Raw genomic sequence first — 15,367 nt, 5'->3', positions numbered from 1 at the left:
AGGAAGTGTGAACGCGCTCAGCACCGAAGCAACCAATTTCGGGTGGTTGCTCGACAACTTCGTGCGGACCGTCCCGGGAAGCCGGCACACGCTGGTGGTGTCGGCCGACGGCCTGCTCATGGCGATGTCGGACCAGCTCGACCGCACGAGCGGCGATCAGCTCGCCGCGATCGTTTCCGGCATGTCGAGCCTGACCCGCGGTGCCGCCCGCCAGCTCAACGGGGGCAACGTCCGGCAGTCGATCGTCGAGATGGACAACGGGTTCCTCTTCCTCATGAACGTGTCGAACGGGTCGGTGCTCGGCGTCGTCGCCGAGTCGACGTGCGACATCGGGCTGATCGGCTACGAGATGGCGCTCCTCGTCTCCCGCACCGAGGCGACGTTGACGCCTCAGCTCATCTCGGAGATGCGCGGTAGCCTGCCCGTTGACGGAGCAACACGAGCCCCGGTGGGATGAGGACAGGTCGATGACGAACGCACCTTTTGGCAGCTTGGGAGCGCACAGCTCGGACTCGTACGAGGCCGCGACGGTGCGTCCGTACGCGGTGACCGGTGGACGTGTCCGCTCGGCCACCTCGGACCTCCCGCTCGAGGCGCTGGTCGAGGTGATGCCGGGTGCTGTGAACAGCTACGGCCTGCCTCCTGAGAAGCGTGCGATCCTCCAGCACGCCGCGCACAACTACGTGTCGATCGCCGAGCTCTCGGCGCTCCTGCGGATGCCTCTGGGCGTCACCCGCATCCTGGTCGCCGACCTCGCCGAGGAGAACTACCTCACGGTGCACACGTCGACCCCGCTCAACGTCCACACCGGCCACGGCAGCAGCAACTCGGGACTGTCCCTGAGCATCTTGGAGAGTGTTCTCAATGGCATTTCCACCCTCTGAGGGTGCTGGCGGCCAGCAACAGGCTGCTGGTGGCACCTTGATCACGGGCGCCCCCGGGGCGCCGGCTGCCAACGGTGCGTCGGGTCCCTCGTGGGCTCCGGTCGCGGCACCGGCGGCTCCTGCGCCGGCGACCGCCCCCGCGGCCTCGGCCCCGTCCGCGGGGTCGCCGTCCGCCGCACCGGTGCGCCAGAGCGTGCTGGGCGGCCAGTCCGGCAGCACGCCCGCTGCGGCACCGCAGAGCCCGGCCCCTGTCGCCTCGCAGCAGGCTCCGACGGTCCATCAGACCCCTCCGGTCCAGCCCCAGGCGAACCCGGCTCCGACGGCACCGCAGCCTGTCGCGCCCGCGACCGCGCCCGCCCCGCAGGCCGCGCGCACCGCACCGACGGTCGTGAAGATCGTCGTCGCGGGCGGGTTCGCCGTCGGCAAGACGACGTTCATCGGCTCCATCTCGGACATCGAGCCGCTCAACACCGAGGCCGCGATGACGGAGCACTCGGTGGGCGTCGACGACGCGGGAGGCGTGAGCGACCGGAAGATGACGACCACGGTCGCGATGGACTTCGGGCGCATCGAGCTGCCGGGATCGCTCTGGCTCTACCTGTTCGGCACCCCGGGGCAGGATCGCTTCCTGTTCATGTGGGACGACCTGGTGCGTGGTGCGATCGGAGCCGTCGTGCTCGTCGACACCGACCGTCTGGAACAGTGCTTCCCGGCCATCGACTACTTCGAGTCGCGTGGCATCCCGTTCGTGGTGGGCGTCAACTGCTTCGACGGCGTGGCCAAGCACAAGCTCGAGGACGTGCGCGAGGCCCTGCAGATCCCTGCCCACGTCCCGATGCTGTACACCGACGCCCGTTCGCGTGCGGCGACCAAGCAGACGCTGATCTCGCTCGTGCAGCTCGCGATGCGCCAGCTTCGCTCGGGCGCTGCCTGAACCGTTGCTCGTCGGCCGCCCCGTGGGGCGTTTCGTACGGCGACTCACCGCACGACGGCGGGCCACCTCTCCAGGGTGACCCGCCGTCGTCGTGTGGCGATCTGGGTGCCTGGCCTGGGGGGCGGGGGCGTCCGACCGCTCGGACGTGCCAGAATGTGCGTCGGAGCAACCTGGAGGGCTGACAGAGCGGCCTAATGTGACGGTCTTGAAAACCGTTGTTGCGCAAGCAACCGGGGGTTCGAATCCCTCGCCCTCCGCTGTCCGAGAGGCCCTGGACCCGCGCGGTCCGGGGCCTCTCGACGTTCGTGCAGGATGCTGACCACTTGTCGGGGAGCGTGGACCGGACCGTCTCACCGCACCGGACCTTGGGTGCACGCGCTCGCCGGACGGGCGATCATGTCGGGGTGACAGCAGACGTGACCGACGAACCGGGCCTGGGGCCGAGCGAGCTGGTGCGGCAGTCGGGGACCGTCCTGAGAGTCGGCCACCTCGCGCTCTCGGCCGGGACCGGCAGCTACCGCGTGAAGTCCCACATGACGCGCGTGGGTCGCGCGCTGGGGCTCGACCGCACCGCGGCGCACGTGACGCTCACCGAGATCACCGCGACGTCCTACCGGGACCGCAACTTCCGCACCGAGGTCGCGGAGGTCCGGGCCGTCGGCATCAACTCCGACCGGTTGTCCGAGCTCGAGGCGTACGTCGGCGAGCTGCCGGACCAGGTCACGGCCGGGGAGGTCGACGCCGAGCTCGAACGGATCGCGGCCAAGCCGCTGCTCTACGGTGCGTTCCTCAACGCGCTGTGGGCCGCGATCGCGTGTGCGGCGTTCGCGTTCCTCAACAACGGCGGGGTCATCGAGTGCGGCGCGGTGTTCGTCGGGGCGTTCCTCGGACAGATGGTGCGCCGGGCCATGCTGCACAAGGGCATCAACCAGTTCGGCACCACGATGCTCGCGGCGACCGTGGCCGCCACGGCCTACCTGCTGGTCGTCCTGGTCTTCGAGAACCTGGTGGGGGACGCGGGCGGGCACGAGGCCGGCTACGTGTCCGCGGTCCTGTTCCTCGTCCCGGGGTTCGCTCTCGTGACGGCCGCGCTCGATCTCGCGAAGCTCGACTTCTCGGCGGGTATCGCCCGCATGACGTACGCCCTGATGATCCTGGCGTCCGCGGCCCTCGCGGTGTGGGCGATCTCCGCGATCGCCGGCCTCCAGCCAGACCGGCTCCCACCCCCCGCCCTGGACGAGGCCTTGTTCCTCGCGTTGCGGGCACTGGCGAGTTTCGCGGGGGTGCTCGGCTTCGCGCTGATGTTCAACAGCCCGTGGAAGATGGCGGTGGGGGCGGCGTCGATCGGCATGGTCGCGAACGTCGCTCGCCTCGAGCTCATCGACGCGGGATTCGCGTCCCAGGCCGCTGCGGCGGTGACCGCGCTCGTCGTGGGTGTCCTCGCCGCGTACATCGCCCCCGCCATGAAGGTGCCGCGCATCACGATGTCGGTGCCTGCCGTCGTCATCATGGTCCCGGGGGTCACGGCCTACCGGGCCGTCTACGAGTTCAACAGCGGCGCCACGCTCGAGGCCCTGGCGTCGACGGTCGAGGCGGGGTTGGTGATCGTCGCGCTCGCGATCGGGCTCGCGGTCGCTCGCATGCTCACCGACAGGAACTGGACGTTCGAACGGTAGCCGGAACGGGCGGCTCGCCGCCGACCAGGCTTGTTGCACCGAGTGCATCGATGCACTTAGCGTAGAGACATGTCCCATCCTGCCGTCGATCGTCGCGCTGCGCTCAAGGCCCGCCACCGACGGGCCATCGTCGACGCCGCCGCAGCCCTGATCGGCGAGTCGGGCGGGACGCGGTTCTCGGTCGACGAGCTCGCGGAGCGCGCCGACGTCTCCCGGCGCACGGTCTTCAACCACTTCGCGTCGCTCGACGACGTCGTGACCGAGGTCTGCAGCGAGGTGGTCGGCGCGGCGCTCGACCGGCTCGACGCCATCGCGTCGGACCAGCGGGGCGGGCAGGACCAGCCGGTCGGGCGCGACCACGACTCCCCGCGCGACGGGCAGGGCGAGCGCGGCGCCGACGTGACGCTGTTCGACGAGGTCGCCGACGCCCTGCGGTCGACCGACTTCGTGACCCCCTTGGTCTACCTGACCCGCGTGCTGGGCGACGAGGGAGGCCCCTCGCCCCGGCGCGCCTTCACCCTCATCAAGGTCTTCGCCGACGTGAGCATGCGCCTCACGGCAGCCCTGGCCGCAAGCCACCCCGACGCCGACCCGTTCGACGTCGAGCTCCTCGTCGGCTCGCTCATGAGCGGGCTGATCGTGGTCTACCTCCGCTGGGTCGAGGTGACGGGGGCGGTCGACGACCCCGCCGCCCGCCGGGCCTGGACCGACCTGCTCCAACGGCTCCTCGACGCGACCCGGACCGGCCACGAGCCGGTCGCCTCGTCACGCCGCACCCGCTGACCCACCCATCCGCGTACTCGCGCGCAACCGAAGGACTCTCATGGCTGAATTTCTCTACCGCGTCGGCCGCTGGTCGGCGCGACGCGCGAAGACGGTGATCGTCGCGTGGCTCGCGATCCTCGTCGCAGCGGGCGTGGCGTTCGCGCTCGGCGCGGGCACGCTCGCGACGACCTTCTCGATCCCCGGCACCCCCACGGCCGAGGTGACCGACCGGCTGCAGAGCGACTTCCCCGACGCGTCGGGCGGGACGGGGACCGTCGTCGTCCAGTCGGCTGACGGCGAGGAGCTCACCGCTGCGCAGCAGGACGAGATCGCCGGGCTGGTAGCGGACGCCGCGGACGTCGACGGTGTCACGGCGGTCATGGACCCGTTCGTGACCGAGGCCGACCGTGCCACGCAGCGCCAGCAGGTCGAGGACGGCCGCGTCCAGGTGGAGGCCGGGCGCGCGCAGCTCGAGGCCGGTCAGGCCCAGCTCGATGCGGGCCGTGCACAGCTCGAGGCCGGTCAGGCCCAGCTCGACGCCGCCCGCGCCCAGGCGGAGGCCGCGGGCGTGCTCGCACAGGCCCAGCCGCAGCTCGACGCGCAGCAGGCGACGATCGACCAGGGGCTCGCCGCGCTCGACGCGCAGCAGACCGCCCTCGACGAGGGCGCGAGCGAGCTCGAGGAGCAGAGCGCCCAGCTCGAGCAGGGCGCGACCTTGCTCGACATGGCGTCCGAGATCCGCATGGTCTCCGAGGACGGCACGACCGCGATCGTCATGATCTCGTTCACGGACCCGCAGATGGAGATCCCGCAGGAGACCAAGGACGCCCTCGTCACGGTCTTCGACGCCGCTCCCGCGGACCTCGAGGTGAACCTCTCGGCCGACATGACCATGGGTGCCCCGAGCATCATCGGTGCGGGCGAGATCGTCGGTCTGCTGGTCGCCGCGGTCGTGCTCGTCGTCATGCTCGGTACGTTCGTCGGTGCCGGCCTGCCGATCCTCACCGCCCTGATCGGTGTGGGCATCGGCGCGCTCGGCGCGCTGTCCCTGTCCGGGGTCGTCGAGATGGCGTCGGTGACGCCCGTGCTCGGGCTCATGCTCGGGCTGGCGGTCGGGATCGACTACTCGCTCTTCATCGTCAACCGGCACCGTCGTCAGCTCAAGGCGGGCGACGAGCTGCACGAGTCGATCGCGCTGGCCAACGGGACGTCGGGCAACGCGGTCGTGTTCGCGGGCACCACGGTGCTCGTCGCGCTGCTCGCCCTCAACGTCACGGGCATCCCGTTCCTGGGCCTCATGGGCACCGTCGGCGCGGCCTGCATCGCGATCGCGGTCCTCGTCGCCGTGACGCTCACGCCCGCGCTGCTCGGCGTCGTGGGGGAGCGGATCCTCAGCACGAAGGAGCGTGCACGCCTCGCGGGCACGTCGGCGGGCACGTCGGCGGGCACGTCGGCTGGCATGTCGGGGGCCGGGACCGGTGCTGCGGCCCAGGGCGCGCAGGAGGCCCAGGGAGCCGCCCCGGCACCCGCCGAGGTCCGTCCCATGTCGACGGGCTGGGCCGTGGTGCGCGTCGTCGTGGGTGTCGCTGCGCTGCTGCTCGTCGCGCTGCCCGCGCTCGACCTGCGGCTCAACCTGCCGGACGGCTCGACCGAGCCGCACGACTCGACGCAGTACCAGGCGTACTCGACGCTCGCCGAGAAGTTCGGTGAGGGCCAGAACGGGACGCTGCTCGTCGTCGCCGACCTGCCCGCCGTCGAGGCAGGGTCCGAGGCCGAGTCCATGACGGCCCAGGTGGAGATCGCCCAGACGCTCTTCGACCAGGACGACGTCGTGGCGGTCGCGCCCGTGGGCACGTCCGAGGACGGCACGGTCGCGGCGTTCCAGGTGGTGCCCGCCGAGGGGCCCACGAGCGAGTCGACCGAGGAGCTCGTGCACACGCTGCGCGACATGTCGCCGATCGACGGGACGTACGAGATCGGCGTCGCGGGCTCGGCGAGCGGCAACGTCGACATCTCGGAGAAGCTCGCGTCCGCGCTGCCGGTCTACCTCGCGGTCGTGGTCGGTCTGTCGCTGGTCATCCTGGTCCTGGTGTTCCGGTCGATCTTCGTCCCGGTCATCGCGACGCTCGGTTTCATCCTGTCGTACTTCGCCGCTCTCGGCGGGGTCGTCGCGATCTACCAGTGGGGCTGGCTGAGCGGTGTGTTCGGCGTCGAGACCCCCGGCCCGATCCTGAACTTCCTGCCGACCATCCTGGTGGGCATCCTGTTCGGGCTCGCGATGGACTACATGCTCTTCCTCGGGTCGGGCATGCGTGAGGCGTACGCGCACGGTGCGCCGGCGCGCATCGCGGTCGTGCAGGGTGTCCGGGCCGGTCGCTCGGTCGTGACGGCCGCGGCGATCATCATGATCGCGGTGTTCGGCGGCTTCATCTTCTCGCACAGCGCGATGATCCGGCCGATCGGCTTCGCGCTCGCATTCGGGGTGCTCGTCGACGCGTTCGTGATCCGCATGATGGTCGTGCCCGCGCTCATGCATCTCGCGGGGGACAAGGCGTGGTGGCTGCCGCGCTGGCTCGACAAGATCCTGCCCGACGTCGACGTGGAGGGGGCGTCGCTCGAGCGGCGCCACCCGCACGTGGCCGCAGGTGGCACGCGGTCCGCTCCCGAGGACGACCTCGACAAGGACGCCGCGGGCGTCCGGGGCTGACGCCCACAGCCCCCGTCGTGACGGGGCCGGAGCCGCTCTCCTCGCCACGAGGAGGGCGGCTCCGGCCGTCCTGGGCAGGGTCGACGCGTGGCGGCAGAGCGCGGAACGCCGCCCCAGGCGCCTCTGTTTTGCTCCGCAGCGCCCCGAGAAGGTAGCCTTGCGACGCTCGGTGCCTAGCATCCGAGCATGGAGACGTCGCATAGTCAGGTCTAGTGCGCCACCCTGCTAAGGTGGTAACGGGGCAACCCGTTCGAGGGTTCAAATCCCTCCGTCTCCGCTCAGGAAGGTCCCGGCTGCGTCAGGCCCGGGGCCTTTTCTGTTGCCCGGAACGCCGCACCCGGACGCTGCTCTGCGCCCCACACCCCGCACACCGCGGCCCGACGGCGGGACGTGAGCTCCGCCGTCGGGCGCCGGTCTGCGCGGCACGAGCCCGGGATCGGCAACCGCGTGACGTCAGGCCGCCATGGCCGACCGCACCACGAACCGCGACGCGGCCGCCCCGGCCAGCACGAGCGCGGAGGCTCCCACGACGCACGCCAGAAACTGCAGCACCACGTCGACGTTCGCGAACGCGTTGAGACCGATGATCGGTGCCATGAACATCAGGGCGCCCGTCGTCGCGAGGCCGACGCCCGCCGCGAGAGGGATCACGGTCTCGCGCAGGCGCGCCTTGTCGAGGGTCTTGAGGTCGGTGCCCGCGAGGGTCAGCGCGCGGTACTCGCCGCGCTGGTCGATCACGCGCCCGGCCTGCATGACCCCCGTCGACACCGCGGCCAGCACGCCCGCGATCGCGAGCGTGAGGAAGCCGCCCGTCGTGAGGTCGCCCATGAACTGGGCCTCGCTCGCGTCGGCGCCCATGCCCGGGTCGAAGAGCGCGAAGACGCTCGTCATGCCCGCGATGAACGTCGCGAGCGCGACCCCGCCGACCGAGCGCCACGCCGTCTTGGGCGAGTCGACGATGCGGCGGCCCGCGAGGAGCGTCGGCACCCCCTTCGCGCTGCGAGCGGTGATCCGCCCCACGACCCAGATGACGAACGGGCCGACGACGTTGAGCGTCGCGAACCCGGCCACGAGGACCAGCACGAGGATCGTGACCGCCACGGCGTCGCTGCCGAACGACACGTTCGTCGCGACGATCATCGCGACGAAGGCCAGGCCCATGCTGACCAGGCGCACGGCCCTCATGCCCGGAGGAGTCACGCGGGCCGCGACCCCCAAGGGCGTGATCGCGACCCGGCGCAACGAGACGGCCGCCGAGACCAGCGCGACGAGCACGACACCCACGACCGCGAGCAGCAGCGCGGGCACGCCGACCCACAGCTCGGAGATCTCGAACGTGCGGCCCTGGAAGCGCAGCTGTGCGACCAGCGGCAGCAGTACCGCGTAGCCCACGAGCCCCACCAGGGCGCCCACGAGCGCCTGAGCGGCCGCGTCGAGGACCGTGAGCGTCGCGACCTGCCCGGTCGTCGCCCCGGCCAGGCGCAACGACGCCAGCCGGGCGTCACGACGGGCCACGGCAAGACGGGCTGCGGCCCCGCCCAGCGTGACGAGCGGGATGAGCAGGAGGAGTGCGGCGATGGCCGCGAAGACCGGGTACTGGACGTCGTACGAGGTGACGTCGGCCCCCGTCCCGTCCCTCATGCCGTCGATCCCTCCTGCACGCCCCAGGAAGGCACCCACGCCGCCGACGACGACGAGCAGGATCGCGGTCGTCGCGGCGAACGCGATGATCGCCAGGACGTTGGTCAGCCCCTGCGGGTCGCGGCTGTCGGAGCTGCGGCGGCGCAGGAGCCACCACAGGTCGAGGGTGGCCTTCATCGGGCCGCTCCCTGCGTGGGGGCCGCGTGGAACTCGCCCGAGATGCGGCCGTCGCGCATCGTGACCGTGCGCGAGCAGTGGCGGGCCACGCCCGCGTCGTGCGTGACGATCACGAGCGCCGCGCCCGACGCCTGGACCGCTGCCGTGAGGACCGACAGGACCTCGGCACCCGTGCCCTGGTCGAGCGCGCCCGTGGGCTCGTCGGCGAACACGACGCCGGGGGACCCGACGAGGGCCCGCGCGATCGCGACGCGCTGAGCCTGGCCGCCCGAGAGCTCGCCCGGGCGACGCTGCTCCATGCCCGCCAGGCCCAGGTGCGCGAGCCACGCCGCCGCGACCTGCGTGGCCTCGGCGCGCGAGGTGCCCGCGAGCATGAGGGGCAGGGCGGCGTTCTCGACCGCGGGGAGCTCGGGCAGGAGCTGGCCCGACTGGAACACGAAGCCGAAGTCCTGGCGGCGCAGGGCCGTGCGACGGCCCTCGCTCAGGGTCGTCAGGTCCTCGCCGCGCCAGGACACCGTGCCCGACGTGGGCTTGACGATGCCCGCGAGGCAGTGCAGGAGCGTCGTCTTGCCCGAGCCCGAGGGGCCCATGATGGCGACGGACTCGCCGGGGGAGACCGTGAGGGAGACGCCTGCGAGGGCGTGCGTGGCGGTGTGGTCGGTGCCGTAGACCTTCGTCAGCCCGGAGGCGACGAGGGGCGAGCCGGTCGAGGGGGCAGGGTCGAAGTTCGTCATGCCCTCATCCTTCGGCGAGGACGGGGTGCGCCGCGTCCCGCCGCGGTGTGGACCTGCCCGACGGCGCGTCATGCCCTGGGGGGACCGGTCGCCGTCCTCGCGGCGTACGCCCGGGCGGCCCGTCGGCCCGCACACCTGTCAGAACGAGCGAGCCCTCGGGGTCACGCTCGCACTGACAGGTGTGGCGGTGACGGGGTCAGGTGATCGGGTTGGTGAGCGTCCCGATGCCCTCGATCGTGATGGAGGAGGTCTGGCCGGGCACGACGTGCGCCGACGTGCTCGGCGACCCCGTGAGCACCACGTCGCCCGGACCGAGGGTCAGGTGCGACGTCAGGTAGACGAGCTGCTCGACGACGTCCCACGCCAGACCCGACGTCGACGCCTCAGCCTGCGTGGCGCCGTCGACCTGGACCTCGATCGCGAGGTCGCCCGGGGTCGCGAGGTCCGTCTCGATCCACGGGCCGAGCGGCGTGAAGCCGTCGCCGTTCTTGGACTGCGTGAACTTGTCGTCGAGCGCGCTCTGCTCGTACGCCGTGACGTCGTTGCCCACGGTCCAGCCGAGGATCACGCCGGGGACCTGCTCGGGCGTCAGGTGGCGGGCCGTGCGGCCGATGACGATCGCGAGCTCGCCCTCGACCACGACCTTGCCCGCGGCCGGGTCGAGGCGCACGGGCTCGCCCGGGCCGATCACGGTGCGCGCCGACTTGGTGAACGCCTGCGGCGGGACGAGACGGTCCGCCGGACCGCTGTTGTGCGCCATGCCGAGCACGACCCGCGGCTCGCACGGAGCGAGGAGGCGCGTGCCGTCGACAGGGTGGGTCTCGCCCGTGCGCTCGAGGACCGGGGCGTGGTGGTCCACGACCACGGCCCACACGTCGCCGTCCTGGACGACGGGCCGGGGGCCCGTGGGGGTGTCGATCCGAGCGAGTCTCACGGTGGGTTCCTCCGTCTGCGGGCGAGCAGTCCGCGGGCACTCGCCCGCGAGCGTCGGCGCGGTCGTGCCGGCTGAGGCGAGAGTACCGGACGTATGACGTCCGATGTACCTGTCGAGCCGTTCGGGCCGAGAGAGGTCCCCCGAGCCGTCGGGACACCTCGCCGCTGGAGGTCCAGGGTGTCCTGCGTCACGAACCCGCCGGTCAGGCCGTATCGGTTTGAGTATCCGGCGAATCTCGTTGTAGTCTTCTCGACGGCTGCTCAAGAGAAATCACGAACAGCCGGGCGCCCGTAGCTCAACGGATAGAGCATCTGACTACGGATCAGAAGGTTGGGGGTTCGAATCCCTCCGGGCGCACAGTACGCGAATCGGCGCGGTTCCTAGGAAACTAGGGGCCGCGCCTTCGTCGTTCTCGGGCTGGTTGCGGCTGCTCCCCGTCGCGTTCCCCGTCACGGTCACACACCGCCCCGCTGCGAGTAGGCCGCCAGCGACTCCACGGCCCGGGTGAACGCGTCGTCGTGGGACCGCGCGTAGCCGTTCGTCACCTTGATGTCCTCGTGTCCCAGGATGTCACGCACGACGTGCGGCGGGACGCCAGCCGCAAGCATGTTCGTGGCGGCCGTGGCTCGCAGGTCGTGCACCCGGAGGCCCGCGAACCCGAGCCACGCGACGAACACGGTCCATCCCTGGGCCGTCTCGCCGTTGCCCTTGGTCGCCTTGACCTTGGACTTGAGGACGTTTCCTCGGATCACGTAGCCGGTGCGCTCCGATCGGAACACCTGAGCCGACCGGGGCTGCTTGGCGAGCAGCTCGCTCAACGGGCCGACCAGGTGCCTCGGGATCGGGACCAGGCGGCTCTTGCCTCCCTTGGGCGGTCCCCAGACGAGGTTGCCTTCACGCGAGTAGCCGGCTGCGAGGTCGGCATCGTCCTTCGTCATCTCGGAGACGGAACGCGTGACGCTCAGGATCCCGCGCACGAGGTCGACATCACCCACCTGGAGTGCGGCCGTCTCGCCGTAGCGGAGGCCGGCGGATCCCATGAGGTCGACCATCACCGCGTAGGGCTCGCCGTTCGGCAGCGCACGGATCGCTTCGACGAGGGCGGCGAGCTGCGCGGGGGTGAGGGTCATGCCGACCTTGCGCTCCTGGCGGTGGCGCTTCTCGGCGTTCGACGACGTCGCTGACCTCGCGGGGTTCGCGGAGAGCAGCCCGTCCCGGACGGCGACGCCCAGCACGGCCGACAAGGCGAAGCGTGCCTGTCGCGCCGTGTGGACGCTGCCGGTCCGTGCCCACTCCGCCTGAGCGCGCTCGACCTCGCCGACCGAGATGTCTCCGACCTTCGTGGCACCGAAGGTCTTGATCACGCGTGCGTTCCATCCGTCGCGGTAGTAGCTGAACGTCCGCGGTGCGAGCCGGCGTCGAAGGACCGGTTCGGCGCGCTCCCAGAGCCCGGAGTCGGACAACCGGGTGCGTTCGAGGTCGAGGTTGCGTCCCCTGGCCGAGTCGCGCTGCTTGCGCTCCCATGCGTCGGCCTGGGCGCGTGTCGAGAACTCTTCCTCGACCTCGCGGCGGGGGCCGTGCGGCGGGTAGGTCCAGACGCGAGCGCGCCAGACGGTACGTGTCCGGGACTCACCGTTGTCGCCCGTGTACGAGTAGACGCGCTTCTTGACGCTCACGGTGCCTGCCGCTCGCCACGGGAGGCGATGAACGCGTCCACGTCCGACGCGAGCCACCGCCATGCCCTCCCGACCTTCCATGCGCGCGGGATCGAGCTGTGTCCCCGCCTCGCGAGGTCCTGCAACGTCGCCTCCGGAATCCGGAGAAGGGCTGCCACCTCGGCCTGCGTCAGAACCAGTGACTCGCCGGTGAGCGTGCTCATGAGCTGTTCCTTTCGTGCCTCGATCGTCTGGGTCGGCTATCGCGCCGGGCGGTGGGTGGTGCGCTGCTCCTTCCGCCACTGCGCGTACTCCCGGGCGCGTGAGGCGGCAGCGTCGGCAAGGGCCTTGTCGCCAGCCCGGGGCCAGCCTGCCCCCTCGAAGGTCCACGATCCGACGACGAGTGTCGCTTCGTCGGCGTCCTCGGCCATGAGCCGGGCTTCGAGCTCGCGGGTGTCGAGGGTTCGACCGTCGCGGCGTGCGTCGGCCATGAGTCGCTGGAACCGGTGCCGAGCACGCCGCAACGCACCGAGGGTCACGGAGTAGCGCCGAGACTTGGTGGAGAAGTGTCCTCGGAACCCGAACATCGAGGACCAGTGACCGAGCAGCGCGTACGGGTGGGCGGAGCAGTCACCGCACAGGCTCGGGTGCCGGTCTGCGGCGCGTTCAGAGCACTGGAACGGACAGCCGGTGAGCGCACGGGCGGCGAGTAGGCGGCAGGCCTCGGCCATCGTTGCGAGGTGGTGGCGTGGCCGGGCGGGGTCGACGCCTGCTGACTTGGTCGAGTACTTCGCCAGGTAGGCGGCGACTCCCTCGGCGGTGACGTCCTGACCAGCGAGCGTGCCTCCACGGACCTTTCGCACGTCGACCTGCTGACCGAAACGGAGTACCCGGTCGACGTCGTCGGTGTCGACAGCGGGAGCCGTGTACCGAACGGACTCCGCGGCTGCGCGAACGACGTCGGCCAGTGAGGCGGCGGGGACGGGGGAAGGAGAGCCGGGTCCATCCGGGCCGTCGATGCGTACGAGGGCGTGGAAGTGGACGAGGCCGCGAGCCTGGAACTCTGCCACCTTGGCGTACTCGAGGCGGAGATGGTTCTTCAGGCCAGACGCCGCGACGCCCAGGGCTGCAGCGAGGTGTCGGCGCAGGGCGATGGTGAAGCGACGCCACAGCTCGGGAGCGAACCACTGCCAGACGGCCGCGGAGTCCACGTCGTAGCAGTCCGGGCACAGTGGAGCACCGACGACGGCGTCATCCTTCTCGTGCCGGGTCCAGCATGCTCTGGATCGACCGTGCCCGCAGACCGCCGCACGGGATCGAGGGTGGCAGGGTTGCGGCTTCTGGTCCTTCTCCCGCACACCGTGGACGGTGCCGAACGATGGCGCTGTGAGGGTGACGAACAGGAGGGGGTTTGCCGCGACGGTCGAGGGGACGCCCTTGCCGCCGTGCAGGCCGGTGGAGATGAGCTCGAAGGTGTCACGGGCGTAGACGCGCGAGCAGGCAGGGCAGACGTCTTCGCGCCGGTTCCCACAGGGCTTGTACAGCATCCCGAGCGGCTGGTCGGAGGAGCGGAACGTCTCGACGAGCTCCCCCGTCCGCGTGTTGACGACATCGGAGCGTCCGACGAGGCGCACCGGGTGGGAGCAGTTGCCGACCCGTGCAAGGGTGTCTGCGAGAGCGGGCATAGTGCGGTCGATCAGGCGTGAGGCGATGGACTGGACCTCGAACGGCCCCAGGTCTCCGAGGTCGAGCGGTGCGTCGGGGGAGTGGCCCCAGAAGCCCGTGTCCACCGCCTCAGCCGTCGTCATCAGGCGACCTCGGAGCCTTCGGTCGTGGTCCTGGGCGTACGGGGCTTGCGGGGTGCGCGAGGACGCCGAGAGGCGCCTTCGGCCCTTGCCGACTCCTGTGGCTGCGAGACATCCGAGAGCACCGGGGCGACGTGGGGTGCATCCTCGGGCAGCGGCGGAGCGGGCGGTGCTGGGTAGGTGGCGGCGACCATGCGGATGAAGTCGTCAGCCCAGAAGTCCGCACGGACCCGCTGGACGAACCCATCGTCGGAGAGGGCGTACCCGGTCCCCGGCATGGTGCGGGGGATGTGGTGCGCGGGAGCGTCCGAGGCCATGCCGTCCCCGAGCACCATCCGCGTCTCAGCAGCGGAGGCCAGGCGGAGGGCGACGGTCTGCGTGAACAGGTCGCGCATGCCGACGGTCTCCTTGCGGGGGTCCTGCACGAACGCGACGACGATCACGCCGAACGCGCGCCCCTGGGTCAAGATGAGCTTGAGGTGGCTCGCGGCCTCGTGGACGACCTCCTTCGAGGCGTAGGCAGTGAGCACGGCGAGCTCGTCGATCATCAGGACGTGCACCGGGTCCCCCGGGTTCGGCGCGAACTGCCGGGTCAGCCCACGCATGATCCGCTGCCGCTCGACGATCACGCGGTGCAGAGCCCGGAGGAGGCGGACTGCGTTGTCCTCGTTCATCGCGACGTGGGAGAACATCGGCGCACCGACGGCGACCTCGACGCCGCCCTTGAGGTCGATACCCCAGAGGTTGACCATGCCCGCGTGCGCAGCCGGCGCGAGGTTGCCCGCGACGCCCCAGAAGAGCGAGCCCTTCCCCGAGCCGGTGCGGCCGACGACAAGCGTGTGCCGTCCGCTGAGGTCGAGACGCCACGGCTGCCCGTCCGAGCACCGCCCGAGCGTGACGGCGCACGTCTCGACCCGTACCGGGATGGTCGGGAGCGTGGGGACGTCGAGCAGTTCGCGCATCGTGAGGACGAGCTCGACCCAACCCGCACCGAGCCGGCGGGTCTCGACGGACTGAGCGCTGAAAGCGGTGGCGATCGCCTCCGCCGCCTCGGTGATGTCGTCGGCCGTCTGCCCGATGCGAGCACGGATCTGGAGGGACAACGTGTTCTCGGACGCACGGACGCGCCGCAACCGGGGAATCACGCGGGGCTCGTTGCCACGAGGTGTCGACGCCAAACCGCAGCGCTCGGCAACCAGGACCCAGTTGCGCCGAGCCTTGCGTCGCCACCCACGGCGGCGGATCGGTCCGCCGAGAACTGCGTCATATGTGAGCGGGTGGACCGCGAACCACACGGCCCGGACGAGCGAGAAGGCCGGGAGGCTCCACAGCACCGCGTAGCCGGCGGCGGTGTGCGACCCCAGCAGGAGGACGTTGCCCAGCACGACGCAGGCCAGCAGCAGCCGCCAGGGCCGCAGAGTCCAGGCGAACAGGTGCCAGACCACGCCCGCAATC

General features: G+C 71.1%; 13 protein-coding genes and 3 tRNA genes. 9 read left to right on the top strand and 7 right to left on the bottom strand.

The annotated features are described in order from the left end of the window. The first annotated feature begins 7 nt into the window (after positions 1-7). The 8 genes from IE95_RS0108210 to IE95_RS0108175 all read left to right on the top strand — a co-directional run bounded on the left by IE95_RS0108210 (position 8) and on the right by IE95_RS0108175 (position 7,243). A complete protein-coding gene (locus IE95_RS0108210) occupies positions 8-457 on the top strand; it encodes a roadblock/LC7 domain-containing protein (protein ID WP_030151141.1) in 450 nt (149 codons plus the stop codon). 10 nt (positions 458-467) lie between these two features. After that, positions 468-884, top strand: coding sequence for a DUF742 domain-containing protein (locus IE95_RS0108205; RefSeq protein WP_030151140.1), 417 nt, complete (start codon positions 468-470; stop codon positions 882-884). A gap of 388 nt (positions 885-1,272) precedes the next feature. Further along, positions 1,273-1,818, top strand: a complete 546-nt coding sequence (locus IE95_RS18785; protein WP_084690016.1) for a GTP-binding protein — start codon at positions 1,273-1,275, stop codon at positions 1,816-1,818. 172 nt (positions 1,819-1,990) lie between these two features. Next, positions 1,991-2,075, top strand: a tRNA-Ser gene (locus tag IE95_RS0108195). Positions 2,076-2,222: 147 nt separating this feature from the next. After that, positions 2,223-3,494: a threonine/serine exporter family protein gene (locus tag IE95_RS0108190; protein ID WP_084689969.1), complete on the top strand. Its 1,272-nt coding sequence runs from the start codon at positions 2,223-2,225 to the stop codon at positions 3,492-3,494. A gap of 69 nt (positions 3,495-3,563) precedes the next feature. Beyond that, positions 3,564-4,277: a TetR/AcrR family transcriptional regulator gene (locus IE95_RS0108185; protein ID WP_030151137.1), complete on the top strand. Its 714-nt coding sequence runs from the start codon at positions 3,564-3,566 to the stop codon at positions 4,275-4,277. A gap of 40 nt (positions 4,278-4,317) precedes the next feature. Then, on the top strand, positions 4,318-6,966 hold the full coding sequence (locus tag IE95_RS0108180; RefSeq protein WP_030151136.1) for an MMPL family transporter: 2,649 nt from the start codon (positions 4,318-4,320) through the stop codon (positions 6,964-6,966). A gap of 188 nt (positions 6,967-7,154) precedes the next feature. After that, positions 7,155-7,243, top strand: a tRNA-Ser gene (locus tag IE95_RS0108175). 176 nt (positions 7,244-7,419) lie between these two features. Here IE95_RS0108175 and IE95_RS0108170 read toward each other — a convergent pair. From IE95_RS0108170 to IE95_RS0108160, 3 genes are all read right to left on the bottom strand, one after another. Further along, positions 7,420-8,784 carry an FtsX-like permease family protein gene (locus IE95_RS0108170; protein ID WP_051702893.1) on the bottom strand — a complete coding sequence of 455 codons (1,365 nt, stop codon included), beginning with the start codon at positions 8,782-8,784 and terminating at the stop codon, positions 7,420-7,422. After that, positions 8,781-9,518, bottom strand: a complete 738-nt coding sequence (locus IE95_RS0108165; RefSeq protein ID WP_036571489.1) for an ABC transporter ATP-binding protein — start codon at positions 9,516-9,518, stop codon at positions 8,781-8,783. The genes IE95_RS0108170 and IE95_RS0108165 overlap by 4 nt, the downstream gene beginning before the upstream one ends. 196 nt (positions 9,519-9,714) lie before the next feature. Continuing rightward, entirely contained in the window at positions 9,715-10,452 is a 738-nt protein-coding gene (locus IE95_RS0108160; RefSeq protein WP_030151133.1) for a fumarylacetoacetate hydrolase family protein, read from the bottom strand. Positions 10,453-10,736: 284 nt separating this feature from the next. On the opposite strand from IE95_RS0108160, the gene IE95_RS0108155 reads away from it, so the two are divergent. Next, positions 10,737-10,809, top strand: a tRNA-Arg gene (locus tag IE95_RS0108155). 98 nt (positions 10,810-10,907) lie between these two features. Here the strand turns inward: IE95_RS0108155 and IE95_RS0108150 are convergent. The 4 genes from IE95_RS0108150 to IE95_RS0108135 are packed head-to-tail and all read right to left on the bottom strand — an operon-like array spanning position 10,908 to position 15,357. Next, positions 10,908-12,128 (bottom strand): tyrosine-type recombinase/integrase, encoded by a 1,221-nt coding sequence (locus tag IE95_RS0108150; RefSeq protein WP_030151132.1) that lies wholly within the window; start codon positions 12,126-12,128, stop codon positions 10,908-10,910. Further along, the gene (locus IE95_RS0108145; RefSeq protein WP_030151131.1) at positions 12,125-12,331 is read right to left on the bottom strand and encodes a helix-turn-helix domain-containing protein; all 207 of its coding nucleotides are present in this window, start codon (positions 12,329-12,331) and stop codon (positions 12,125-12,127) included. Before IE95_RS0108145 ends, IE95_RS0108150 begins: the two co-directional genes overlap by 4 nt. Positions 12,332-12,367: 36 nt before the next feature. Next, positions 12,368-13,915: a replication initiator gene (locus IE95_RS0108140; RefSeq protein WP_051702892.1), complete on the bottom strand. Its 1,548-nt coding sequence runs from the start codon at positions 13,913-13,915 to the stop codon at positions 12,368-12,370. Continuing rightward, positions 13,915-15,357 carry an FtsK/SpoIIIE domain-containing protein gene (locus IE95_RS0108135; protein WP_164984168.1) on the bottom strand — a complete coding sequence of 481 codons (1,443 nt, stop codon included), beginning with the start codon at positions 15,355-15,357 and terminating at the stop codon, positions 13,915-13,917. Before IE95_RS0108135 ends, IE95_RS0108140 begins: the two co-directional genes overlap by 1 nt. Between the last annotated feature and the right edge of the window lie 10 nt (positions 15,358-15,367).

It is taken from the genome of Oerskovia turbata, assembly GCF_000718325.1.
GTDB lineage: Bacteria > Actinomycetota > Actinomycetes > Actinomycetales > Cellulomonadaceae > Oerskovia > Oerskovia turbata.
This window is presented reverse-complemented; position numbering and strand designations above follow the sequence as displayed.

What these genes read in the sequence shown, in the direction of transcription:
- IE95_RS0108145 (WP_030151131.1), bottom strand. Translation starts at nt 12,331, where the DNA reads ATGAGCACGCTCACCGGCGAGTCACTGGTTCTGACGCAGGCCGAGGTG.
- IE95_RS0108165 (WP_036571489.1), bottom strand. Translation starts at nt 9,518, where the DNA reads ATGACGAACTTCGACCCTGCCCCCTCGACCGGCTCGCCCCTCGTCGCC.
- IE95_RS0108140 (WP_051702892.1), bottom strand. Translation starts at nt 13,915, where the DNA reads ATGACGACGGCTGAGGCGGTGGACACGGGCTTCTGGGGCCACTCCCCC.
- IE95_RS0108185 (WP_030151137.1), top strand. Translation starts at nt 3,564, where the DNA reads ATGTCCCATCCTGCCGTCGATCGTCGCGCTGCGCTCAAGGCCCGCCAC.
- IE95_RS0108180 (WP_030151136.1), top strand. Translation starts at nt 4,318, where the DNA reads ATGGCTGAATTTCTCTACCGCGTCGGCCGCTGGTCGGCGCGACGCGCG.
- IE95_RS0108170 (WP_051702893.1), bottom strand. Translation starts at nt 8,784, where the DNA reads ATGAAGGCCACCCTCGACCTGTGGTGGCTCCTGCGCCGCCGCAGCTCC.
- IE95_RS0108205 (WP_030151140.1), top strand. Translation starts at nt 468, where the DNA reads ATGACGAACGCACCTTTTGGCAGCTTGGGAGCGCACAGCTCGGACTCG.